Below are 23024 nucleotides of genomic sequence, written 5' to 3'. Positions count from 1 at the left end.
CTCGGGACGACGCCGCGGTCATGACCCTCTGTAGCTATTCGCCTACCTTTGGCTACCTAGGGTTACCCGTAAGTGTCGCGCGGGCCGCGGCCGTCCTGCACCCGCAGCCGGCCCTTGCGCCAAGACGGCCCGGAGGGCGCCTTGACCTCGATCCGGATCACCGTCCCGTGGCCCAGTTCGACGTTCAGCCGCCTGACGATGTCGGGCGACAGCAGCCGCAGTTGCGTGGCCCAGGCTGTGGACGACGCCTGGACCGCGAGCACGCCTTCGTCAAACGACAGCGGCTCGGCATGCGCGGCGATGTCCGCGCCGACGATCTCGGCCCAGCGGTCCATCACATCGCCCACCGCGACCGGGACCTCCCAGCCACGCTCCGAGATCAGGCCCAGCAGCGCATCACCGAAGGTCGCCGGATCGCGGGCGTCGCCGGGACGGGCCGCCCGCTGGGTCCGGCGGGACCCCTTGGCGCCGGGCTTGCCCATCCGTTCCCGGGCGGACGCCCGGGCCTCGGCCAGCGCGGATCGGGCGAGATCGATGCCCGTGTTCTCCTCGGGGATCGGCGGGTCAGACGACACGGCGCACCTCACCGGCCATCACGTCGTAGCGCGCGCCGGCCAGTTCTTCGGGCACATCGGCCGGGACGGCGGCGGTGATCAGCACCTGTTCCGCGGTGCCGACCAGGCGGGCCAGCCGCTGTCGCCGCTCGGCGTCCAGCTCGGCGAACACGTCGTCGAGAATGAGCACGGGGTCCATGCCGGTGTCGCCGCTCTCGCGCAGCAGGTTGTAGGACGCCAGCCGCAGCGCGAGCGCGTAGGACCAGGACTCCCCATGGCTGGCGTAGCCCCGGGTCGGCAGCGGCCCGAGCTGCAGCACCAGGTCGTCCCGGTGCGGCCCGACGAGCGAGACCCCGCGGTCCAGTTCCTGCGAGCGGGCCGCTGAGATCGCCTCCAGCAGCTGGGCGGAGAGCAGGTCCCGGTCCGGAACGAGCGCGGCCTCGGGACCGAGGGAGCACTTGTAGTTCATCGTCGCCGCCCCACCGCCGGCCGACACCTCGTCGTAGGCCTTCTCCACCAGCGGCCCGAGCTCCGCCACCAGCCGTAGCCGGGCCGCCAGCAGGTCCGCGCCCGACGACGCCAGGTGTGAATCCCAGATTTCGAGGGTGCGCAGGTCGCCCTTGCCCGACCGCACGGTGGCGCCGGCTGTCTTGAGCAGGGCGTTGCGCTGCTTGAGCACCCGGTCGTACTCCGAGCGCACCGCCACCATCCGCGGCGACTGCACAGTGAGCAGCTCGTCGAGGAACCGACGCCGTTCGGACGGGTCGCCCTTGACGATCGCCAGGTCCTCGGGCGCGAACAACACGGTCCGGAGCAGGCCGAGCACCTCGCGGGCGCGCGGCACATCGGCCCGGTTGATCCGGGCCCGGTTCGACTTGCCCGGCACGATCTCGAGTTCGACCAGGGCCTTGCGGTCATCGCGCACCAGCCCGGCGCGGACCGTCGCGCGCTCGGCGCCGAGCCGGACCAGCGGCGCATCCCCGGCGGCGCGGTGGCTGCCGAGGGTCGCGACGTAGCCGATCGCCTCGACCAGGTTGGTCTTGCCCTGCCCGTTGGGGCCGACGAAGGCGCAGCCGCCCGGCACCAGCTGGATCTCGACCTCGCTGTAGGACCGGAAGTCCGTCAGCGAAAGCAGCTCGAGGTGCACTCCGCCATTCTGTGCCCCCGGGGGGACACAGGCGAGTCAGCCGAGCAGTCAGCCGATGGGCGGCGGGGTGACGTCGGCGCCGGGGGCGTCCGCGCCCTTCTCCACCATGCCGGGCGCCGCGGTGACCGCGTGCCCGCCGAACTGGTTGCGCAGGGCGGCGATCACCTTCATCGCCGGGGAGTCGTCCTGCCTCGAGCCGAACCGCGCGAAGAGTGCGGCGGTGATCACCGGCAGGGGGACGGCGTTGTCGATCGCGGCTTCCACCGTCCACCGGCCCTCGCCTGAGTCCTCGGCGTAACCACGCAGCGCGGACAGGTCGTCGTCCGCGTCCAAGGCCCGGTCGAGCAGCTCCAGCAGCCAGGACTGGATGACCGTGCCCTTGCGCCAGGACTTGACCACCGCGGGCACGTCGGTGACGACCTCGGAGGCGGCCATCAGTTCGTAGCCCTCGGCGAAGGCCTGCATCAGGCCGTACTCGATGCCGTTGTGGACCATCTTCGCGAAGTGGCCGGCCCCGACCCCGCCGGCGTGGACGAATCCGAAGTCGCCCTCGGGCTTGAGCGCGGTGAACACCGGCATCAGGCGCGCCACGTGGGGGTCCGCGCCGCCGACCATGAGGGCGTAGCCGTTGGTCTTGCCCCACACCCCACCGGAGACCCCGACGTCGACGAAGCCGATGCCCCGTTCGTGCAGGTAGTTGGCGTGCTCGAGGTCGTCGGTCCAGCGCGAGTTCCCGCCGTCAATCACCACATCGCCGGGCGAGAGCAACTCAGCCAGGGCATGAACGCTGGAGGTGGTCGGGCTGCCGTGCGGAACCATCACCCAGACAGCGCGCGGTGCGGCCAGCGCTTCGACCAGGCCCTTGAGGTCCCCCACGTCGGACTTGGTCGCGTCGTTGTCGAAACCCACGACCTCATGGCCGGCGGCGCGCAGCCGCTCGGACATGTTCCCGCCCATGCGGCCGAGGCCGACCATCCCGATCTGCATGTGTGCTGCCCCTGCCTACCGAAATCAGCCGGACAAGCGGACCGGCATGAGGAGGTGACGGTACTCGGTGCCGTCACCGCCGCCCTCGGCGGTCGTCGGGGTGATGATGGCCGGCTTGGTCGAGGTGGTGAAGGCCAGGCGCACGTGGGAACTGTCCAGCGCTCCCAGGCCGTCGAGCAGGTAGGTCGGGTTGAACGCGATCGCGATGTCGTCCCCGTCCAGCTGGGCTTCCAGCGCCTCCGAGGCCGAAGCCTCGTCGCCGGAGCCGGCCTCGAGGACCAGTTCACCGGCCGAGAACGACAACCGAACCGGGGTGTTGCGCTCGGCGACCAGCGAAACGCGGCGCACGGCCTCGTGGAACGGGGCGGTCGCGACCGTCGCGTAGGACAGCGACTCCGAGGGCAGCAGCGAGCGGTACTTGGGGAAATCCCCCTCGAGGAGCCGGGAGGTGGTCCGCCGGCCGCTGCTGGTCAGGCCGACCAGACCCTCGCCGGAGGCACCGGAGGAGAGCGCGAGCTCGACCTCGCCGGTCATCGACTTGGCGGTGTCGGCCAGCGTCTTGGCCGGGACCAGCGCGAAGGCGCTCATGCCTTGCTGCTCGGGCTTCCAGGTGAACTCCCGGACCGCGAGCCGGTACCGGTCGGTCGCGGCGAGAGTCACGGTGTCACCGTCGATCTCGATCCGGATCCCGGTCAGGATCGGCAACGTGTCGTCCCGCCCCGCGGCCACGGCGACCTGGGCGACGGCGTGGGCGAACACGTCGGCGGGCACGGCGCCGGAACGGGACGGCATCTCCGGCAGCGTCGGGTAGTCCTCGACCGGCAGCGTCAACAGGCTGAAGCGCGCGCTGCCGCAGACCAGGTTGACCTTGGTCCCGTCGATGCTGATGTCCACCGGCTTGGCCGGCAGCGACTTGCAGATATCGGCCAGCAGCCGGCCGGAGACCAGGGCACGGCCCTCGGCAGCGATGTCGGCAGAGACCTCCGCGCGCGCCGAGACCTCGTAGTCGAACCCGGACAGCGCCAGGCCGTTCTCGTCCGCGGTCAACAGCAGGCCGGCAAGCACCGCCACCGGCGGCCGCACCGGAAGGCTTCGGGCGGTCCAGGCAACAGCCTCGGCCAGAACGTCACGCTCGACCCGGAATTTCACCGTCTACGCCTCCACATCCCGGGAAGTACATCCCCACATGTCCCCGCGGGACGAACCAGCCCGAGGCGGGAACCGAACGGTCCACCGGTTACGTCCTAGCGGGCAAGTCTGACAGGCAGGGATCTGCACAGATGCTCCCGGCTCCAGACTTGTTGTGTCCAATGTCAGAAGAGGAATGGATAGTCCTCTTCTTAGGTGCAGTGGATTCTGTGGATTGCGGCGTTGTCCGAGGTCGGACGGGGTGCTCCCTCCACCGGCCCTGTGGGCGCCCTGGGGTCGGCCGGTGCATGAACTGTGGTTCGGCCGGCGATCGGGCCGGGTCGAGCCGCCGTCCACATCCGAATTGCACAGCTGCGTCCGGCGCGTCATCCCCCGGTTGTCCACCGGCGGCTGAACCCCACTCAAACCTCGGATGAGGCTTTCTTAGCGGATTCTCAGCATCCACAGAGTTGTACACACCTGTGGGTGGTGGGACTAGGCCTACCTAACAGCCGGCCGCCACGGCGTTGCATATACGGAGCTCAGCTGTTGCGCGTTTGCTGCTTGATCCGGTTCGTCAGTTCGGTGACCTGGCTGTACACAGAGCGACGCTCGGCCATCAACTGACGGATCTTCCGTTCGGCGTGCATGACCGTGGTGTGGTCCCGTCCGCCGAAGGCCTGACCGATCTTCGGCAGTGACATCTCGGTGAGCTCACGGCACAGGTACATCGCGATCTGGCGGGCCGTCACCAACACCCGGGAACGCGACTGTCCACAGAGGTCGTCGATGGAGATCCCGAAGTACTGCGCGGTCTGGGCCATGATCGTGGCGAGCGAGATCTCCGGGCCGGTGTGATCCGAGATCAGATCCTTGAGCACGACCTCGGCCAGCGACAGGTCGACAACCTGCTTGTTGAGGCTCGCGAAGGCGGTCACCCGGATCAGGGCGCCCTCCAGTTCGCGGATGTTCGCCGAGACCTTCGTGGCGATGTACTCGAGCACCTCGGGCGGGGCGTCCAGACCCTCCTGGGCCGCCTTCTTCCGCAGGATCGCGATGCGGGTCTCGAGCTCGGGCGGCTGGACGTCGGTGATAAGGCCCCACTCGAACCGGTTGCGCAGCCGGTCTTCCAGCGTGACCAGCTGCTTCGGAGGCCGGTCGGAGGTGATGACGATCTGCTTCGAGGAGTTATGGAGAGTGTTGAAGGTGTGGAAGAACTCCTCCTGCGTCTGCTCCTTGTTCTCCAGGAACTGGATGTCGTCGATCAGCAGGACATCCACGTTGCGATAGCGGGCCCGGAAGCTTTCTGCCCGACCGTCACGGATCGCGTTGATGAAGTCGTTGGTGAACTCCTCGGAGCTGACATAACGGACCCTCAGTCCGCGGAACAGGCCCGACGTGTAGTGCCCGACGGCGTGCAGCAGGTGGGTCTTGCCGAGGCCGGAGTCGCCGTAGATGAACAACGGGTTGTAGGCCTTCGCCGGCGCCTCGGCCGCGGCCACCGCAGCGGCATGCGCGAACCGGTTGCTCGACCCGGTGACGAACCGTTCGAAAACGTACTTCGGGTTGAGCCGTGCCTCGGTGTCGGTGTTGATCTCGGAGAGCCGGACGGCGGGCGGATCTGTCGGGTCGTCACCTCCGATGCGGTCCAGCTCCACGTCGTCGCTGTTCTCCCAGTCCTCGTCGTCGCCGAGGTCGGGCAGAGCGTCGGGCGCACCCTCGTCGACGGTGACCGCGATCCGGACCTCCTGGCCGCACTCCCGACCCAGGGCCGCGGCGAGCTGGTCACGCATCCGGGTCTCGATGATGTCCCGGGCGAACTCGGTCGGCGCGGACAGCACCGCGGTGCCCTCCACCAGGGCGATCGGCCTGGTCAGACGCAGGAACGCCCGGTGGTTCTGGGGCAGATCGGCGAGCGTGGGGTCCAGCAGGGCGCGGTTCCAGAGCTGGGTGAGATTCGGATCGTGGTCCGTCACGTCGGCGCCCTTCAATCGGTCGATTGATCCCCGAATGGTGGAGGGATCTGGTGGATTATGTCGGTTCGCGCAAGGGCTGCCGAGGCCTCGTCCACACCCCAGTCCACAGCCTGGGGATGACTGTCGGTAAGGACTACCGAGGATCCGGGGCGGACGGGAAACGCGCTGGTTTGACCGCCCCGCAGAGGGGTGCGTACCGTAAGCCGTCGACCCACCCAGGAGTGTCCCGTGAGCAAGCGCACCTTCCAGCCGAACAACCGCCGTCGCGCGAAGACGCACGGTTTCCGGCTGCGCATGCGTACCCGCGCAGGCCGGGCGATCCTGACCGCGCGCCGAGCCAAGGGCCGCTCGCGTCTGTCCGCCTGAAAACAGGCCCATGCTCCCCGCCGGGAACCGGCTACGCCGCGCGCCGGACTTCGCTGCCGCAGTGCGTGGCGGTCGTCGCTCCGGGCGGAACTCGCTTGTCCTGCACCTGCGGACCGGCCCGTGCGCGGCTGGTTCGACAGCTGACCCGACCGGCGTTTCCGCTGGTCAGGGCCCTGCGCAGGTAGGTCTCGTGGTCGGCAAGTCGGTCGGTCCCGCGGTCGTCCGCAACCAGGTCAAGCGTCGGCTGCGGGCCGTGCTGCGCACCCGACTGGACCGGCTGCCGGCCGGCTCGGTGCTGGTGGTGCGGGCGCTTCCGCCCGCGGGGACGGCCCGTTCGGTCGCGCTGGCCGCCGACGTCGATGCCGGCCTTGCTCGCCTGCTCCCCGAGGGGGCGAGGTGAAGTACCTGTTCATGGGCCTGATCCGGCTCTACCAGTGGACGATCAGCGTGTGGCTGGGCCCGGTCTGCCGGTTCTACCCGTCGTGTTCGCACTACGGGTACGACGCGTTCCGGGTGCACGGCACGCTGCGCGGCGGGTGGCTGACCGCGCGCCGGGTGGTCCGGTGCAATCCCTGGAACTCCGGCGGCGTGGACTTCGTACCCGAGCGCCGTCCCCGTCGAGGTTTGTCGGGGGGGACTCGGGGGGCGGAGCCCCCCGAGGATGCAGGTAGATTTCGCAGTTCAGACTCCGGCTCGTCCTCGACGACGGCCGGCAGCGCGGCTGCGCGCACCCAGTCCCCGCAGGGAGCCACCCGGTGAAGATCCTCGATCCGCTCTACGACGCTGTTTCGTGGATCATCCTCAGGTTCCACCGGGGGTTCGACGGGCTGGGCATGAGCCCGAGCTGGTCCTGGTGCCTGGCCATCGTGTGCCTGGTTGTCCTGATCCGGATCCTGCTGATCCCACTGTTCGTCAAGCAGATCAAGTCGATGCGGGCGATGCAGCAGCTGCAGCCGGAGATCAAGAAAATTCAGCAGCGCTACAAGGGTGACCGGGAGCGGACTTCTCAGGAGTTGATGAAGCTCTACAAGGAGCACAACACCAACCCGCTGGCCAGCTGCTTCCCGATCCTCGCGCAGGCGCCGATCTTCCTCGCGCTCTACCAGGTGCTGAACAAGGTCTCCAAGGAGCAGGCCGTCGGGGTGATGAACCTCGAGGACGTGCGCAGTGCCGGGCAGGCGAGCTTCTTCGGTGCCCACCTGGACGACAAGTTCATGGGGGCCGAGTCTTTCTCGGTCCACTTCGTCACCATCGTGATGATCCTCGGGATGAGCCTGTCGCAGTTCTACACACAGCGGCAGCTGATGACGAAGAACATGCCGTCCGCCTCGCTCGAATCCTCTCCCTTCCTGCGTCAGCAGAAGGTGATGATGTACCTGTTCCCGATCATGTTCGCGGTGTTCGGGATCAACTTCCCGGTCGGCGTGCTGCTCTACTGGCTGGTCTCGAACCTCTGGTCGATGGGTCAGCAGATGTACGTCATCCGGCGGATGCCTGCGATCGGAAGCAAGGCGCACGACGCCATGCTCCAGCGCCAGGAGAAAAAGCGCGGCTCCAGCGCCACACCGGCCCCCACCAGCGCAGATACCACTTCTGACGATCCGTCAGGGACGCCCGTCAATATCCGCAAACGCGGTCCGCAGCCTGGCGCGAAGCCGGGTGGTGGAGCCGCGAACGGCAATGCCGGCGGGGTCACCCCCGGGGCACGGCAGCAACCGCAGCGTCAGCCCAAGAGCAAGCGCCCCTCCGGCGGCTCGGGCTCCAAGAAGCGTTAGCACCACCGGGTCGACCTGGCCGCCCCCCGTGGGCGTCGGCCGGTCGACGTCAGACAGAAGGAGATCCAAGCGGTGAGTCAGTCGTCCGTAGAGTCCGCCGTTGATGACCTCGAGCCCGATGAGGGCGCCGAGGCTGTAGAGCTTGATGAGGGCACAGAGGAAGGCGCCGACGAGGGCGCCGAGGAGAGCGAGGGCGGCCGTCGCCGCGGTCCGCGCAAGCCGTCCAAGGCCCGCCTGGTCGAGCTGGAGCAGGAGGGCGAGATCGCGGCGGACTACCTCGAGGGTCTACTCGACATCGCCGACCTCGACGGCGACATCGACATGGACGTCGAAGGAGACCGCGCCGCGGTCTCGATCGTCGGCGCGGACCTCAAGCAACTGGTCGGCAAGGACGGTCAGGTGCTGGAGGCGGTGCAGGAACTGACCCGACTGGCGGTGCTCCGGGCGACCGGGGAGCGCAGTCGGCTGATGCTCGACATCGGCGGCTTCCGTGCGGCCCGCCGCGAGGAGCTGACCGAGCTCGGCACCAAGACGGCCGACGAGGTCAAGTCCACCGGCACGTCGGTGAAGCTGGCCCCGATGACCCCGTTCGAGCGCAAGATCGTGCACGACGCGATCGCCGACGCCGGCCTGCGCAGTGAGTCCGAGGGCGAAGAGCCCAGCCGGCGCGTGGTGGTTCATCCGGCATGACGCCATGAGTTCCGCGCTGTGAGCGCTGCGCCGCCGGGCCAGCTCGCGCCGCCGCCACCGGAGTCGGCCCGCGAGCTCTTCGGCGAGCGGCTGTCCATGGCCGTGGCCTACGCCGACCTGCTGGCCGGTGACGGTGTGGTGCGCGGGCTGATCGGCCCGCGCGAGGTCCCGAGGTTATGGGACCGGCACCTGCTGAACTGCGGGGTGATCGCCGCGGAGCTCGCACCCGGCGATCGGGTCGCCGATGTCGGGTCCGGCGCAGGTCTGCCCGGACTCGTGGTGGCCATCCTGCGCCCGGATGTCAGCGTCACCTTGATCGAGCCCATGCTGCGCCGGACCACCTTCCTCGCCGAGGCGGTCGAGGCGCTCGGCCTGACCAGCGTCACCGTGCGCCGCGATCGCGCCGAGGACGTTCGGGACCTGGCCGGCACCTTCGATGTCGTGCTGGCCCGTGCGGTCGCACCGCTGGAGAAGCTGGCCGGCTGGACCGTTCCCCTGCTCCGCCCGGGCGGGCGGTTACTGGCCGTGAAGGGCTCATCCGCCTCCGAAGAACTTTCCTCCGCCGGCCCGGCGTTGGCTGCGCTCGGGATTTCCGACGCTGCGGTCCGCACCCTGGGCCCCACCGACGAACCGACGACCGTGATCGAAGCGAGGGGTGTCGCCCTCGCCCGTTTCACGTGAAACACGCACTGATGTTTCACGTGGACCATCTCCACTGAACCAGCGCAGTAAAGAAAGGACACGGGTATGCAGCCGCACGACCCGGTCTACGGTTCGCCCGACGAGGCGCATCGCGATCCCCTCATCCACCAGCCGCAGGACCCGCCGATCGCCGCTGAGGCACGAACCGCAGCGGCTATCCGCGGCGGATCTCTGCCTCGGATGCCCAAGCCGAACCGGCGTCGGGTCATGGTTGTCGCCAATCAGAAGGGTGGCGTCGGCAAGACCACGACGACCGTCAACGTGGCGGCGGCGCTGTCGATGCACGGCCTGAAAGTCCTGGTGATCGACCTCGACCCGCAGGGCAATGCCTCCACGGCCCTCGGGGTCCCGCACCACGCCGGCGTTTCCTCCAGCTACGAGTTGCTGGTCGAGGGCACCGGAATCAAGGAGTGCGTGCAGGAGGTCGAGGGCCTTCCAGGGCTCCTCTGTGTTCCGGCCACGATCGACCTGGCCGGTGCAGAGCTTGAGCTGGTGCCGATGGTCGCGCGGGAGTCGAGGCTACATAAAGCGATCGAGGCCTACACCGAGGACATCGACTACGTCCTCATCGACTGCCCGCCGTCCTTGGGGCTGCTCACGCTCAACGCGCTGGTGGCCAGTCGCGAGGTGCTGATCCCGATCCAGTGCGAGTACTACGCGCTGGAAGGGCTCGGCCAGCTGCTCCGCAACGTCGATCTGGTCAAGGCGCACCTGAATCCGGATCTCGCGGTATCGACGATCCTGCTGACGATGTACGACTCGCGGACCCGGCTGGCCCAGCAGGTGGCCGAGGAGGTGCGCACGCACTTCGGGGACACGGTTTTGAAGACGGCGGTGCCGCGTTCAGTCCGGATCTCCGAGGCGCCCAGCTACGGCCAGACCGTCATCGCCTACGATCCCGGCTCAGCTGGTGCCCTCTCCTACCTGGAGGCGGCGCGGGAGATCGCTGCCGCCGGCGCTGCTTGATCTGTTTCACGTGAAACTGCATTGCCTGATCCAGGAGGACGCACGTCGTGACTGACCGCCGCCGAGGGCTGGGCCGCGGGCTGGGGGCACTCATCCCGACCAGCGCGCCCACACCTGAGCCCGAGCCGGACGCCCCCACCGCGCCCGTGCCCACCATCGTTCAGGCCGCACCGCCGGCGTCGGACGAGCCCGTACCGGACGAGCCCGTTCTGGACGAGCCGGTCGAGCCAGCGTTCTCTGCCGCGGTTCCGATCACTCCGGCCGGCGGCTGGAACGCCGACGAGGACGGCCTCGTCGCCGGGGCGTACTTCGCCGAGATCCCGATCGGGGCCATCACGCCCAACCCGATGCAGCCGCGCCACGTCTTCGACGAGGACCAGCTCGCCGAGCTGGTCCACTCCATCAAGGAGATCGGGCTGCTCCAGCCGATCGTGGTCCGGCCGCTCGGCGACGAGAAGTTCGAGCTGATCATGGGGGAGCGCCGCTGGCGCGCCTCCCAGCTGGCCGGGTTCGAGGCCATCCCGGCGATCGTGCGGGAGACCGAGGACGAGTCGATGCTCGTCGACGCGCTCCTGGAGAACCTGCATCGGGCGGCCCTGAACCCGTTGGAAGAGGCGGCGGCCTACGACCAGCTGCTCAAGGACTTCGACTGCACCCACGACCAACTGGCGGCGAAGATCGGTCGGTCCCGCCCGCAGATCTCGAACACGATCCGCCTGCTCAAGCTGCCGCCCAGCGTGCAGCGGCGGGTGGCGGCCGGCGTCCTTTCCGCAGGCCACGCCCGTGCCCTGCTCGCCCTCGACGACCCGGCGGCCCAGGAGCTCCTGGCCGGTCGGGTGGTGGCCGAAGGTCTGTCGGTGCGAACCGTGGAGGAAATGGTCGCGATCGGCGACAACTCTCCGAAGCCCGCCCGCAAGGTCCGGGCCGGCCGGCGAACGGCCCCCGCTCTGGACGACCTGGCGGCCAATCTGGGCGATCAGTGGGACACCCGGGTCAAGGTGCATCTGGGCCAGAGCCGGGGTCGCATCGTGGTGGAGTTCGCCTCCGTGGAAGACCTCGAGCGCCTTGTCAGCCTTATGTCGCCGGGTACGATGCTGGGGTCTTTTCGCGGAGAGTGAGCGTGCGATGACGCGGCGTCTCGTCAGCATCACCCTGGACCAGCTCGACGAGCTGCCCGCGCGCTGCCGCAGCTGCGTGTACTGGGAGCTCGATCCGGTTGCCGCCGAGCGTGCGGCGAAGGCGGGCGACCCCGGCCTGGAGAAGGAGGCCTGGGTTTCCGCGACGCTACTCGAGTGGGGCTCGTGCGGGAAGCTCGTTCAGGTGGACGGGGTCACCGCCGGCTACGTCATGTTCTCCCCGCCGGTCTACGTCCCCCGCTCGGTGGCGTTCCCGACCAGCCCGGTGAGCGGCGACGCCGTTCTCCTGACCACCGGACACGTCCTGCCGGAGTTCTCCGGCCAGGGCTTGGGCCGGATGCTGATTCAAGGCGTGGCCAAGGATCTGGTCCGGCGCGAGGTGAAGGCGATCGAGGCCTTCGGGGACGCGAAGTGGGACGGCCCGGGGTGTCTGGTGCCGGCCGAGTACCTGCTCGCGGTCGGGTTCAAGACCGTCCGCCCGCACCATCGCTTTCCGCGGCTCCGGCTCGAGGTGAAGAGCACGCTCAGTTGGCGTGAGGACGTCGAGGTAGCGCTCGAGCGGCTACTGGGATCAATGGCCCCAGAACCGGCACTCCGCCCGGTCTGACGGTCCGTCACTAATACCTGACGCAACGTCAGTGCCCTTGTGCCACAAGGGTTTCAGGTGCACCACTCAGGCGCGGCCGGCGCTCTCGGCCCAGAGACTATCGATGCGCAGCGCACCGGTCGGGACGTCGTCGTCGGGCGGCAGGTAGAGCCGCTGGACGGCCACCAGGATCGCCTCGGCGACGACGTCGCGGAACGCCGGATCGGCCAGCCGGGCGGCGTCGCTCGGGTTGGTCAGGTAGCCCAGGTCGAGCCGCACCGCGGGCATCTTGGTCCGGCGCAGCAGATCCCAGGTCTTGCCGTGGGTGCCGCAGTTGAGCAGGTCGGTGCGGGCCGCGATCTCGCGCAGTACGAGCTCGGCGAACCGCTGCCCCATGGCACTGGACTGGCCGAACCGGTCCGTGCCGAAGAAGTAGGTGGCGACGCCGTTGGCCTGCGGGCTCGGGTGCGAGTCCACGTGCAGCGAGACGAACAGGTCGGCGCGGAATTCGTTGGCGAGGGTGGCCCGAGCTTCGTCGTCCCGCACGGCCTGACGCGCGTGGCGGCCGCTGATCGAGCGCGTCAGGTGCGCCTGCACGCCCGTCGCGATGAGCCGGCCCTCGAGGCGGCTGGCAAGGTCCTCAACGATGCTCGCCTCGGTGAGGCCGTTGGCCACGTTGCCGTGGTCCAGCCCACCGTGGCCGGGGTCGATGACGACCACCTTGCCGCCGAGGCGGGGCCCGGAGCGCGCCAGTGCCTCGGCCTCGCGCAGATTCTGGTGGTGGCCGCCGGTCACCGTCTTGACCAGCCGGTCGAGGGCGCGGAAGGTGTCCGGCCCACAGATGCCGTCCGGGTTCACCGCGAGGCTGCGCTGCAGCTCCCGCAGGGCCTGGGCGGTCTCCGGGCCGAAGATGCCGTCCGCCCGGCCACAGTTGAACCCCATGTCGAGCAGGCGGCGCTGCAGGAGGCCGACGTCGTCCCCGCGCAGCGGGCGGCTGACCTGGTGGGACAACGGCCGGTCACCGAGGCGCCAGCGGGCCTCCTCCAGCACCTCCGAGGTCTCCCGGCCGACCAGACCGTCGACGTTGAGCCCACGTTGCTGCTGGAAGTGCCGCACCGCGCGGTCGCAGGCGTCGTCGTAGACGGCTTCCTCGGGATCCTGCAGCGCGTCGTCGGGCTTGGGGAGCAGGGAGAGCATCACCAGCTTGCGCCGGACCTCCGCCACCGGCGGACCGGTGTCGCCGAGCCGGAGCACAGGGTGGCGCCGCGGGGTGTCGATGGCGCTCGCCTCCTCCGTACAGCGCTCGGCGGCGGGCAGCCGCTCACTGAAGACCAGCGTCCGAGCCTAACCAGGATTCCCGGCTCGGGTCAGGCGAACGCCCCGGCCGCGTCGGTCCCGGGCGTCTCCCTGGTCAAACCTGGTGCTACAGGTCACACAAAGGCGGCAAGGTCCTTGAGGATCATCGGCTTCGGCTTCGCGCCGATGATCTGCTTGACGACCTCGCCACCGGAGTAGACGTTCATCGTCGGGATGGAGACCACGCCGTACTTGGCGGCGGTCTTCGGGTTCTCGTCCACGTTGAGCTTGACGATGCGGATCTTGCCGGCGTTCTCGGCGGCGATCTCCTCGAGAATGGGAGCGACCTGGCGGCACGGTCCGCACCAGGGCGCCCAGAAGTCCACGAGCACGGGTACGTCGGACCCGAGCACATCCGTGGCGAAGGTGTCGTCAGTGACGGCTTCGATCGATCCCATCGGGGTTTCTCTCCTCAGCGTTGCTCAGAAAAATGGTGGTTCAGGCTTCGACGAGCCCGCCGGTCTGACCGGCGTTCCCCTCGAGTGCAGCCAGGAAACGCTCGGCGTCCAGGGCGGCGGCACAACCGGTGCCGGCCGCGGTGATCGCCTGGCGGTAGATGTGGTCGACGACGTCGCCGCAGGCGAAGACGCCGGACAGGTTGGTCTTGGCGGTCGGGTGCGCGACCGTCAGGTAGCCCTCGGCGTCGGTGTCCACCTGGCCGGCGAACAGCTCGGAACGGGGCTCGTGGCCGATCGCGACGAACAGCCCGGTGATCTCGAGCTTGGACTCCTCGCCGGTCCTGGTGTTCCGAACCACGATCCCGGAGAGCTTGCTCTCGCCGAGGATGTCGATCGGCTCATGCTCGAGCATGAGCGTGATCTTCGGGTTGTCGGTGGCGCGCTGCTGCATGATCTTGCTGGCCCGCAGCTCGCCCCGCCGGTGGATAATCGTCACCGAGCGCGCGAACCGGGCCAGGAAGGTCGCTTCCTCCATGGCCGAGTCGCCGCCGCCGACCACCGCGATGTCCTGGTCGCGGAAGAAGAACCCGTCACAGGTGGCGCACCACGAGACGCCGTGCCCGGACAGCCGCTTCTCGTTGTCCAGACCGAGCTCCTTGTACTTGGAGCCGGTCGCGATGATCACGGTCTTCGCCAGGAACTCCCCGGAGCCGGTGGAGACCTTCTTGATCTCCCCGGTCAGATCGACGGCGGTGACGTCGTCGGTGACCAGCTCGGCGCCGAACCGCTCGGCCTGCGCCCGCATGGCCGTCATCAGGTCCGGGCCCTGGATCCCCTCGGCGAAGCCGGGGAAGTTCTCCACCTCGGTGGTGTTCATCAGCGCGCCACCCATGGTGACCGCGCCCTCGAACACCAGCGGCTTGAGATCCGCCCGGGCGGCATAGAGGGCAGCGGTGTACCCGGCCGGCCCGGAGCCGATCACGATCACATTCCGCACGTCGGTCACGACAGGCCCTTCAATCGGATGATGCGCGGGACCTGAAGCAGGTCCCGCGCGTTTCAACCGATCCTAGGGGCGTGCGATTCCCAGCCTCCGGCTGCGAAGCCGGTGGCGCGGCTCACTGCTCCGTGGAGGCGACGGTGCTGTTCGTGACGGCACCGGGAAGGGTGTCGTTGGGCGCGGGAATACTGCTCGGGGCCGGCGTGGGCTCCTCAGCGGCGTCCGGCAGGTCGACGCGCTGCTCCCACTGGATGCTCGCCTTGGTGGCGGGTGCTTCCTTGGTGCAGTCGCCGAAGACGACGTAGCCGTCGGCTTGCTTGGCGTTGGCGGCGTTGCGCGTGACGAGGATCGTCGCGGCCTGGCCCTTCCAGGTCCCGACGTCGCCGGCGAGAACGCCGGTGTAGCCGAGCTGGTCGGCGCAGCGCTTGACCTTGGCCGCGACGTCGGCCGGAGCTGGGCCACGGGCCGGAACCCCGGCCTCGTCGGAGCGCACCGCGCCGCTGGAGACCCGGTTCTGGTCGGTCGGCGAGGGCTTCGTGGACTCGGAGGACTCGCTGAAGACCGGCTGGACGTCGCCGGAGGCGCGCAACAGACCCTGCACCTTGGCCGCGAAGTTCTCCTGGCTGTACACGTCGCCGGAGTTCTTCACGTACGGCTCGGACGGTTTCACGGTGGTCGCGGGGGGCTTCGGCGTGGGCGTCGGGGTCGGTTGCGGAATGCTCTCCGGGGTGACGACCGGTGTGGTGGCGGTAGTCGGTACCGGGGTCGGCTTGACGGCAGATCTAGGCACGATCGTGGTGATCGGCCCGCCGCGCGAGAAGGTGCGGACCTCAGCGTCGCCGTTCTTCTTCTTCACGACGACGGTGCCGTCCGAGAAGAGAACCTTGTTGTTGACGAACACGGTGCCGGTGCGCTTGTCGATGATCGCGCCGTTCTTGCCCTTCTTGCGGTCCTTGCCGGTCGGCTCCTCGGTCTGCGCGTACAGCGCGGCGCGGTCGGCCGAGGCGGCGCTGTCGGAGGACGGGGTCGGGAGGATGCCGGTGGCTCCGAGGCCGGGGTCGCTGGACCCGTCGGTGCCGATGGCTTGCATACCGAGGGCGACGCCACCGATGAGCAGGACCAGGCTGGCGGCGACGGAGGTGACGCGGGCAGCCGGCGTGAAGCGACGGCGGGAGGCGAGGTCGATGACCGTCGCGCCCCCACCGACAGTGGTCGCCTGAGTGCTCTTCGGAGTGACGGGTTCCGCGGCAGCCAGATCGGCCAGAGTGGCGTCGATCCGGGCGGCGAAGTGGGCGGGCATCGGCCCGGGGTCGTCGGCGGCCAGGAGCTGGCCCACCGAAACGAGAAGGTCCGCCTCTGCCTGGCAGTCGGCACAGGAGGCGAGTATCTCGGATACCGAGGTGGCGTCGGCATCTCCGAGTAGACCCTCGGCGTAGTCCGCCAGGATCTCTATCGACAGGTGCTCATGCGTAGTCATGTCCGCCGGTCCGCTCCTTCCGCCGGCCCGGACTGGCCTGGCGGTCCCCCCGTGCTTTTTGCCGCACCCCGGTGCAGAGGTACGACCTTGCCCTTGACCTCAGCTTCGACGCCGGCGGGAGTGCTTCGGTTCCCTCCCTGGACACCTTGTCCGCCAGGAGGGTCACCGCCCTGGCGCAGATGGGCGAGAAGGGGGACAAGCCGGGCACGGCCACGGGCGCAGCGGCTCTTCACGGTGCCGGTGGGGACCCCGAGGATCCGCCCGGCCTCGTCCACCGGGTAGCCCTGCAGGTCGACCAGAACCAGCGCCGCCCGTTGGTCCGGGGGCAGCGTCGCCAGCGCGGCGGCGATGTCCATGGACAGGTCGGAGTCGTTGGTCGGGTCCTCGGCGACCGCGACGTCGCGACCGCCCTTGTCCTCGTCGTCCTGCTGGTCGGGGAGCGGAACGGTCTTGCGGATGCTCTTGCGGCGGGCCCGGTCCAGGCAGGCGTTGACCACGATCCGGTGCAGCCAGGTGGTGATCGCGGAGTCCCCGCGGAAGCCCTCGGCGGCGCGGTACGCGGAAACCAGCGCGTCCTGGACGGCGTCGGCGGCCTCTTCGGGGTCGCCCAAGGTGCGCAGCGCGACCGCCCACATGCGGTCGCGATGCCGGCGGACGATCTCGCCGAAGGCATTGGGGTCGCCCTCGCGATGCCGGTCCAGGAGGATCCGGTCAGGGACCTCGGTCAGGTCTTGCACGAGCCCGGGGCCCTCCTGCCGATGTCAGAGCCGATGGGTGAGCCGATGGGTGAGCCGACGATGAAACCGCACGTGGGGCTAACGGTACTCAACGAATCGGCCCTGGCCCGGACATCAGACACGCTGGGGGGCTGGGAACTGAACGGACCCGTACCGGTGACGGATCAGCCGCTGACAGTGACCTCGGAGATGCCGCCCCGGTAGGTCGGTCCCGCACCCGGTGGAAGCTGGGTGATCCAGATCAGGATGAAGCGGGTTTTGGCGGGCACCGAGAAGCGCAGGGTCTCCTCCTTGGCGGCGCCGGTGACGCTCGCAGCCACCGGGTAGGCGGCGAGGCCGTCCGGGGGCTGGGTGGCGGTCACGACCGCGGTCCGGATCTCGACGTTGGCGCCTTCGTCGGGTAGTCGGAGCTTGACCTGACGGACGGTTTCCGCCCCGCCGAGGTCCAGCACAATGCCGACTCCGGGCTTCAACCCACCGAAAGCGGTGCTGTTGTAGGCCACCGTGCGCCAGGAGGTCCCGGGCCGGCCGTCGATGGCGAGGCGGACCTGGTTGGGGTTCTCGGAGTTGTTGCCCTGTGGCCGCGGGTCGAAGTCGTCCGCGTTCACCACCTTGATCGCGACCAGCGGGGCCATCGGCTCCGGGCCGTCCGCGTCGCCGCCCAGGCTCTCCGGGGCCAGGGCCCGGGCCAGTTGCCAGAGCAGCAGCACCAGGCCGATCACCAACATCCCGATGACGGCGACCTGGGCCCCCCGGGTGGCTGCGGACGGTTTCCACCCGTCCGGAGTAGGCATCGGAGAGAGGATCCCGGTCACCACGGCCGACATCGTCCCGCTGGTCTCCGTCGACGGACCGCTGCCCGGGGTGCGGGGCCGAGGTAGCTGGTCCAGGGCGTCGACCAGGTCTGCCGGGCTGCGCAGCGGGGTGCCGGTGCGAGGGTTCGGGTTGAGCAGGCGGTCGACAATTGCGTCCAACGCGTCCGGGACACCGGCCCGGACCTGACGCGGGGTGCAGATCGCGCCGTGCTCGAACGGGGCCGCGGCCAGGCCGAAGGCCTCGCCCTCAGGCCAACGGGCGGTCAGCGCCGCGTAGAGCACGCGGCCCAGGCCGCGGGCGTCGGAGCGAGCCGGATCGCCGGCGGTGGTGGAGTGCAACGCGGCCTCGAGGCACAGCCCGAGGATCTTCACCTGGCCGCGGGAGGTGATCAGGACGGTGTCGGCCTGCAGCCGTAGATGGGACAGGCCGGCCTCGTGGGCGGCGGCGAGCGCCTCCGCGGCGTCCGTGATCATCCGCTGTGCGGCATCCGGGTCCAGCGGGCCGTCGGCATTCAGCACCGCCGACAGCGTGCGCAGTTCGGGCAGCCACTCGTAGACGACGTACGCGGCGTTGTCGCGGTGCACGGCGTCCAGTACCCGCAGGAACCGGCCGTCCTCGACCATCGCAGCGTCCTGGGCCGAGGCGACGACGGCCTCGGCGAGCTCGGTCTCGGTGGCCAGGATGTGGATCCCGACGGGGCGGGCCAGCTTCTCGTCGTTGGCGCGCCAGGTGGAGACGCCGTCGGCCTTCTCGATGCACTCCACCAGCCGGTAGCGGTCGGCAAGGCGGCTTCCCACCTCCGGGGTGGCAGAAACCACCTGACCGTCCTCCTGACCGGGCGTGCCATGGTCGGCAGCGGCCGCCAGTCCCCTCGATCAGGTCCCCGAACAGCCCCTTGCGGCCATGCTAGGCGCTCGGCGCCCGCGGCCGGTGGGGAACGGGGATCAGCCGCGCCGGAGCAGCGGGCCCAGGAGCTGGGTGACCTCGGTGACGCGCATCCGGGTGGTGATCACCAGGTAGGACAGCAACATCGTCCCGCCGCCGCCGATCACGGTGACCGCGGCCGCCGTGGTGCCCGTGCCCCAGATCCGGTAGGCGATCTCGCCGATCACGACCGCCGGGACCGCGGCCAGGATCGAGGCCACCAGCATCCGGTCGTAGGTCCGGATCACGTCGCTGTCCAACGGGCCGAGGTAGCGGCCGAGCTTGCGCGCCGAAATGACGACGCCAACGGCGTAGGACGCGGCGTAGCTGACCGCGAGCCCCACCGCGACCCAGCGGGCGGGGAGGAAGGAGACGCAGGCGAGGGCGAGGGCGATGTTCGTGCCGGCGATCCAGACGTTGATGGTCACCGGGGTCCGGGTGTCGGAGAAGGCGTAGAACCCGCGCAGCAGCTGGTGGTGCACCGAGAACGGCACCAGGGCGAGCGCGAAACCGGCCAGTACGTAGCCGATGTACTGGGCGTTGGCGACCGAGGTGTTGCCGTGCCCGAAGCCGAGCACGGCCATGCTCGGGCCGAGCACCCCGAAGGCCACCGCGGCCGGGATCAGCGCGGCGCCGGTCAGCTTCAGCCCGCCGGCCAGGTCCGCGCGGACGTCGTCGAACCGGGCGTCGGTGACCGCGCGGGCCATCCGGGGCAGCAGCGCCGTCACCACCGAGACCGTGATAACGGCATGCGGCAGCAGCATGATCAGGTAGGCCTTGGTGTACGGGGTGAACCCGCGGCCCGGGTAGCCGTCGGCGGCGGCGGTCTCCTCGATCCCGGTCGCGATCTGCACCACGACCAGGTAGGCGATCTGGTTGACCAGGACGAACAGCAGCGTCCAGGTCGCGAGCCGGTAGGCCTGGCCGAGCCCGGTGCCGCGCAGGTCGAACCGCGGCTTGTACCGGTAGCCGGACGCCTTGAGGAACGGCAGCAGAGCGAGGGCCTGCACGATCACCCCGAGCGTGGTGCCGATGCCGAGCAGCCGGATCTCACCGGAGCTGATCGACTCCGTGGTGGGGTTCTCCCCGGAGGTCACCACCAGGAACATGACGCCGGTGGCGATGACGACGAGGTTGTTCAGGATCGGGGCGAACATCATCGGGCCGAACCGGCCCCGAGCGTTGAGCACCTGACCGAGCATCACGTGCAGGCCGTAGAAGAAGATCTGTGGGAGGAAGTAGCGGGCGAAGGTCACCGCCACGTCGAAGTTGGCCGCCGAGCCCTCGCCGTGGGTGAACGCGTAGGCGTAGGCGGAGATCACCAGCGGGGCGAACACCACCGCCACCGCTGTGATGACGAGCAGGACGATGCCGACCGCGGTGAGCAGCCGGTCGGCGAAAGCCTTTCCGCCGTCCGCGTCCTCCCGCATCGCCTTCACCAGCTGCGGCACGAAGACGGCGTTGAGGACGCCCCCGGCCAGCAGGATGTAGATGATGTTGGGGACGGTGTTGGCAACGTTGTAGGTGACCGAGAACGCGGCCGTCCCGATCGCCCAGGTCAGCACGAGGTCGCGGCCGAACCCGGTGATCCGGGAGACCACGGTTCCAGCCGCCATCACCGCGCTCGAGCGGGTGATGCTCGGCTCGGCGGCTTCTCCGGTCATGCAGCGCCTTTGATCGTGCGGTCGGGAACGGCGGGGCGGTCAGGTCCCGGCTTTGCGAAGCCGGCGGACGTTCCTCAAGATCGCCGCTCCGAACAGGACGCTACCGGCGGCGATCAGCACGATCAGGCCGACCTTGCCGAAGCTGGTCACGTTGACCCGCAACTGGGTGGATCCGCCGAACGGCTCCCCGGTGGCGTCGAGCAGCTGGACGTCCACCTGGGTGATGCCGTTGGAGGAGGCCTCGGCCGGCACCTTGACCGTCGTCTTGCGACCGGCGCCAATGGTGAGCAGCTCCGGGTTGGTCACGGTCAGCCGGCTACCGACCCGGGGCCGCAGGACCGGCCGGACCCGGATCGCCTGGCCCAGCTCGTTGGACACGGTCAGCGGGATTGTGCCCTGGGTGCTGGACAGGGTCACCAGGTCCCGGCCGATGACCTGCACGTCGTTGACGTCGGCGGCGATCCGCTCGTTGACCTGCACCGCGTAGTCGCGGCCCTCGGCCCGGTTGCCGCGCCAGGCGGTCGACACCGTGCCGAACAGGGCGCCGATGTAGCTGTTCTCCAGGCTGCCCGGCCGGGCGAACAGCCGGATCAGGCCGTCGGCCGAGTCCGAGGCCTGTCTCATCCGTGCCAGCTGCGCGACCGCCAGCTCGGCGTCGATGGCCGACTGGGGGTAGGTCAGATTCGCGCCGCTGTACTCGGACGGCACAGGGGTCTGGCTCAGCGCGCTAAGTCCGACCGTGCGCACCCAGGGGGAGCGGTCGACGGAGTCCAGCAGACCGGCCGACCACCCGACCGGTGGGGCCCAGCGCCGTGGCGGTGCGACCAGCACGGTCCGGGCGGCGTTCGGGCGCTCGAGGGTGATCAGGGCGGTCTCGGCGAGGAAGCGCTGCGCGACCAGGGCGGCGGCTCCCGGGACGGTGAGGTCACCGGCGAGCGCGTCGCTCAGCTCCTGATCGGCGACCAGCACCTCGAGGGGGGCACCGTCGGCATCGAGGCGGGCCCGGCCGGTCGGGGTATAGGTCCGTTCGCGGGTGAGCAGCAGGGCACCGCTGGAGAGCACGACGGTCTTGGCGCCGGCCCGGCGGAGCACGCCCAAAGTCTCGGTGTCGGCCAGCCCGTCCAGCGGCCACGCGACCGAGGTGTCCGACTCGCGGCCGAGGATCGCGCGGGTCGCGTTCTTGGCCCGGGCGATCGCCCGGGTGAGTTCCTCGGGGTCGCCGTGGTGGGTCAGCGCCGTGACGTCGGGGTCGGCGAAGGGCAGGGCGGCGACCGGGCGCTCGGCCGGTGCGAGCTGGGCCCGCAACTCCGACATCCACCGGGCGGCGTCGGCGTTGCCGTCCTCGGAGGAGGTGCCGCGCCCGTCCTGCCGCTCGTGGTCCTGCCCCATCGCCTGCGCGGACTCCAGCAGTTCGGGGTCGACCATCCAGGTCACCGGGATCCGGCCGGGGGCCCCGGCCAGGTCGGCAAGGCGGCCGCCCGGCGCGAACTCCTCGCTGGAGCTCGAAGCCCGGAACACCCCGTGGGCGTCCCGGGCCGGGACGCCGGCCAGCGGCCAGAGCCAGGTCAGCTTCGTCGGCTGGTACTGCTTCTTGTCGGGCAGGTACGGCAGGAACGTGGTCAGGGTGGCGAGCCGGCTCGGGTTCTCGTTCCCAACCTGACCGGTGGCCGTCACCTGCAGCAGGTAGACCCCGTTGCCGGGCAGTTTCAGCGAATCGATCGGCGCCGACACCTGCCACTCGGTCACCTTGCCCGAGGTGATCTGCCCGGGCACCTTGGTCTCGCCCGGCACCCGGCGGATCGCGCGGTCCTGCTCGGCCCCCTCGGCGATCGCGGCCAGGTCGCCCCGGCTGGTCAGCGGCGCCGAACTGACCTGCAGCCCGATCTGCACGTTGCGGAAGGCGTCTCCGCCCGGATTGACCAGGGCGCCCCGCAGGGTGAGCCGGCTCGTCGGACCCGGAGCGGCCGGGCTGACGGAGCTGAGCTCGAGCCGCGCCGCCTGGTAGGCCCCGTCCACCGTGGGCGCCGCAGCGGCGAGGGCCGGAGCCAGCACGCCCGCCAGCAGGCCGAACGCGGTCACCACGGCAGGGGCGCGGCGCCGCCGGCCGGCGGGTCGCCCCAGGGTCACGGCGCTTGCTCGGTGGTGGTCGACAGCTGTTCGGGAACCTTGGCCATCAGCTTGCGCTCGGTGTCGTAAGCCAGACGCTCGGGCAGCTCCGCCAGCGGCACCCAGGCGACCTCGTCCACCTCGATGTCGGCGTCGGAGAGCTCGCCGGACTCGGCCTCGAGGAGAAAGTGGTGCACCGTCTTGTGGATCCGGGCCCCACCGGCGACGAACCAGAAGTCGATCACGCCCAGCTTGGACAGGACGTGGCCGCGAATTCCGGTCTCTTCCTCGACCTCACGGATCGCGGCGTCCTCCGCGGTCTCGCCGGCCTCCAGATGCCCCTTCGGGAGCGACCACAGCAGGCGACCGCGCCGATCCAGACGTCCGATCAGGGCGCCCTGCGCGATCGGCCCCCCGCGGTCCACGACGAGGCCGCCGGCGGAAACCTCCGACACGGTCCGTAGCCGCTTGGACGGCGACGGGGAGGACGGCGGCATCCTTCGATGCTAGTCCGGGGACCTTGCAGCGGACCG

The 23024-nt window shown here is 69.8% G+C and carries 23 protein-coding genes; 9 read left to right on the top strand and 14 right to left on the bottom strand.

Going from position 1 to position 23024, the window contains the following annotated elements:
- Window positions 1–62: 62 nt before the first annotated feature.
- The 5 genes from H0X00_RS01905 to dnaA form a co-directional block, all read right to left on the bottom strand.
- Window positions 63–575 carry a DUF721 domain-containing protein gene (locus H0X00_RS01905; protein WP_293766994.1) on the bottom strand — a complete coding sequence of 171 codons (513 nt, stop codon included), beginning with the start codon at window positions 573–575 and terminating at the stop codon, window positions 63–65.
- Entirely contained in the window at window positions 565–1701 is a 1137-nt protein-coding gene (gene recF / locus H0X00_RS01900; protein WP_293766993.1) for a DNA replication/repair protein RecF, read from the bottom strand. The genes H0X00_RS01905 and recF overlap by 11 nt, the downstream gene beginning before the upstream one ends.
- Window positions 1702–1749: 48 nt before the next feature.
- A complete protein-coding gene (gene gnd, locus H0X00_RS01895) occupies window positions 1750–2688 on the bottom strand; it encodes a phosphogluconate dehydrogenase (NAD(+)-dependent, decarboxylating) (protein WP_293766992.1) in 939 nt (312 codons plus the stop codon).
- 24 nt (window positions 2689–2712) lie between these two features.
- Window positions 2713–3837 carry a DNA polymerase III subunit beta gene (gene dnaN / locus H0X00_RS01890; RefSeq protein ID WP_293766990.1) on the bottom strand — a complete coding sequence of 375 codons (1125 nt, stop codon included), beginning with the start codon at window positions 3835–3837 and terminating at the stop codon, window positions 2713–2715.
- A gap of 521 nt (window positions 3838–4358) precedes the next feature.
- Window positions 4359–5792 carry a chromosomal replication initiator protein DnaA gene (dnaA, locus tag H0X00_RS01885; protein WP_293766989.1) on the bottom strand — a complete coding sequence of 478 codons (1434 nt, stop codon included), beginning with the start codon at window positions 5790–5792 and terminating at the stop codon, window positions 4359–4361.
- A gap of 228 nt (window positions 5793–6020) precedes the next feature.
- Between dnaA and rpmH the strand changes: the two genes are divergently transcribed.
- The 9 genes from rpmH to H0X00_RS01840 all read left to right on the top strand — a co-directional run bounded on the left by rpmH (window position 6021) and on the right by H0X00_RS01840 (window position 12034).
- Window positions 6021–6158: a 50S ribosomal protein L34 gene (rpmH, locus tag H0X00_RS01880; protein ID WP_293766988.1), complete on the top strand. Its 138-nt coding sequence runs from the start codon at window positions 6021–6023 to the stop codon at window positions 6156–6158.
- A gap of 10 nt (window positions 6159–6168) precedes the next feature.
- On the top strand, window positions 6169–6558 hold the full coding sequence (gene rnpA, locus H0X00_RS01875) for a ribonuclease P protein component (RefSeq protein WP_293766987.1): 390 nt from the start codon (window positions 6169–6171) through the stop codon (window positions 6556–6558).
- On the top strand, window positions 6555–6917 hold the full coding sequence (gene yidD / locus H0X00_RS01870) for a membrane protein insertion efficiency factor YidD (protein WP_293766986.1): 363 nt from the start codon (window positions 6555–6557) through the stop codon (window positions 6915–6917). The genes rnpA and yidD overlap by 4 nt, the downstream gene beginning before the upstream one ends.
- Window positions 6914–7933 carry a membrane protein insertase YidC gene (gene yidC / locus H0X00_RS01865; protein WP_293766985.1) on the top strand — a complete coding sequence of 340 codons (1020 nt, stop codon included), beginning with the start codon at window positions 6914–6916 and terminating at the stop codon, window positions 7931–7933. Before yidD ends, yidC begins: the two co-directional genes overlap by 4 nt.
- A gap of 72 nt (window positions 7934–8005) precedes the next feature.
- A complete protein-coding gene (locus H0X00_RS01860; RefSeq protein WP_293766984.1) occupies window positions 8006–8623 on the top strand; it encodes a R3H domain-containing nucleic acid-binding protein in 618 nt (205 codons plus the stop codon).
- A gap of 18 nt (window positions 8624–8641) precedes the next feature.
- A complete protein-coding gene (rsmG, locus tag H0X00_RS01855; RefSeq protein ID WP_293766983.1) occupies window positions 8642–9304 on the top strand; it encodes a 16S rRNA (guanine(527)-N(7))-methyltransferase RsmG in 663 nt (220 codons plus the stop codon).
- Window positions 9305–9370: 66 nt separating this feature from the next.
- Entirely contained in the window at window positions 9371–10291 is a 921-nt protein-coding gene (locus H0X00_RS01850; RefSeq protein ID WP_367186389.1) for a ParA family protein, read from the top strand.
- Between the two features lie 47 nt (window positions 10292–10338).
- Window positions 10339–11409 (top strand): ParB/RepB/Spo0J family partition protein, encoded by a 1071-nt coding sequence (locus H0X00_RS01845; RefSeq protein WP_293766982.1) that lies wholly within the window; start codon window positions 10339–10341, stop codon window positions 11407–11409.
- 7 nt (window positions 11410–11416) lie between these two features.
- Window positions 11417–12034, top strand: coding sequence for a GNAT family N-acetyltransferase (locus tag H0X00_RS01840; RefSeq protein WP_293766981.1), 618 nt, complete (start codon window positions 11417–11419; stop codon window positions 12032–12034).
- A gap of 66 nt (window positions 12035–12100) precedes the next feature.
- Here H0X00_RS01840 and H0X00_RS01835 read toward each other — a convergent pair whose 3' ends face one another.
- The 9 genes from H0X00_RS01835 to H0X00_RS01795 form a co-directional block, all read right to left on the bottom strand.
- Window positions 12101–13267, bottom strand: a complete 1167-nt coding sequence (locus H0X00_RS01835) for an N-acetylmuramoyl-L-alanine amidase (RefSeq protein ID WP_293766980.1) — start codon at window positions 13265–13267, stop codon at window positions 12101–12103.
- Between the two features lie 176 nt (window positions 13268–13443).
- Window positions 13444–13767 carry a thioredoxin gene (gene trxA, locus H0X00_RS01830; protein ID WP_293766979.1) on the bottom strand — a complete coding sequence of 108 codons (324 nt, stop codon included), beginning with the start codon at window positions 13765–13767 and terminating at the stop codon, window positions 13444–13446.
- A 40-nt stretch (window positions 13768–13807) separates the two neighbouring features.
- Complete coding sequence (gene trxB / locus H0X00_RS01825; protein WP_293766978.1) at window positions 13808–14773, bottom strand: thioredoxin-disulfide reductase; 966 nt, start codon at window positions 14771–14773, stop codon at window positions 13808–13810.
- A 112-nt stretch (window positions 14774–14885) separates the two neighbouring features.
- Window positions 14886–16244, bottom strand: a complete 1359-nt coding sequence (locus H0X00_RS01820) for a hypothetical protein (RefSeq protein WP_293766977.1) — start codon at window positions 16242–16244, stop codon at window positions 14886–14888.
- Window positions 16241–16981 carry an RNA polymerase sigma factor SigM gene (sigM, locus tag H0X00_RS01815; RefSeq protein WP_293766976.1) on the bottom strand — a complete coding sequence of 247 codons (741 nt, stop codon included), beginning with the start codon at window positions 16979–16981 and terminating at the stop codon, window positions 16241–16243. Before sigM ends, H0X00_RS01820 begins: the two co-directional genes overlap by 4 nt.
- 164 nt (window positions 16982–17145) lie before the next feature.
- The gene (locus H0X00_RS01810) at window positions 17146–18615 is read right to left on the bottom strand and encodes a protein kinase family protein (protein WP_293766975.1); all 1470 of its coding nucleotides are present in this window, start codon (window positions 18613–18615) and stop codon (window positions 17146–17148) included.
- A gap of 126 nt (window positions 18616–18741) precedes the next feature.
- Window positions 18742–20385, bottom strand: a complete 1644-nt coding sequence (gene murJ, locus H0X00_RS01805) for a murein biosynthesis integral membrane protein MurJ (protein WP_293766974.1) — start codon at window positions 20383–20385, stop codon at window positions 18742–18744.
- 39 nt (window positions 20386–20424) lie between these two features.
- The gene (locus H0X00_RS01800) at window positions 20425–22512 is read right to left on the bottom strand and encodes a DUF6049 family protein (protein ID WP_293766973.1); all 2088 of its coding nucleotides are present in this window, start codon (window positions 22510–22512) and stop codon (window positions 20425–20427) included.
- Window positions 22509–22988: an NUDIX hydrolase gene (locus H0X00_RS01795; RefSeq protein ID WP_293766972.1), complete on the bottom strand. Its 480-nt coding sequence runs from the start codon at window positions 22986–22988 to the stop codon at window positions 22509–22511. The genes H0X00_RS01800 and H0X00_RS01795 overlap by 4 nt, the downstream gene beginning before the upstream one ends.
- Between the last annotated feature and the right edge of the window lie 36 nt (window positions 22989–23024).

This window comes from Sporichthya sp., assembly GCF_013815995.1.
GTDB lineage: Bacteria > Actinomycetota > Actinomycetes > Sporichthyales > Sporichthyaceae > Sporichthya.
This window is presented reverse-complemented; position numbering and strand designations above follow the sequence as displayed.

What these genes read in the sequence shown, in the direction of transcription:
- gnd (WP_293766992.1), bottom strand. Translation starts at nt 2,688, where the DNA reads ATGCAGATCGGGATGGTCGGCCTCGGCCGCATGGGCGGGAACATGTCC.
- rnpA (WP_293766987.1), top strand. Translation starts at nt 6,169, where the DNA reads ATGCTCCCCGCCGGGAACCGGCTACGCCGCGCGCCGGACTTCGCTGCC.
- H0X00_RS01850 (WP_367186389.1), top strand. Translation starts at nt 9,371, where the DNA reads ATGCAGCCGCACGACCCGGTCTACGGTTCGCCCGACGAGGCGCATCGC.
- H0X00_RS01840 (WP_293766981.1), top strand. Translation starts at nt 11,417, where the DNA reads ATGACGCGGCGTCTCGTCAGCATCACCCTGGACCAGCTCGACGAGCTG.
- trxA (WP_293766979.1), bottom strand. Translation starts at nt 13,767, where the DNA reads ATGGGATCGATCGAAGCCGTCACTGACGACACCTTCGCCACGGATGTG.
- H0X00_RS01820 (WP_293766977.1), bottom strand. Translation starts at nt 16,244, where the DNA reads ATGACTACGCATGAGCACCTGTCGATAGAGATCCTGGCGGACTACGCC.
- murJ (WP_293766974.1), bottom strand. Translation starts at nt 20,385, where the DNA reads ATGACCGGAGAAGCCGCCGAGCCGAGCATCACCCGCTCGAGCGCGGTG.
- H0X00_RS01795 (WP_293766972.1), bottom strand. Translation starts at nt 22,988, where the DNA reads ATGCCGCCGTCCTCCCCGTCGCCGTCCAAGCGGCTACGGACCGTGTCG.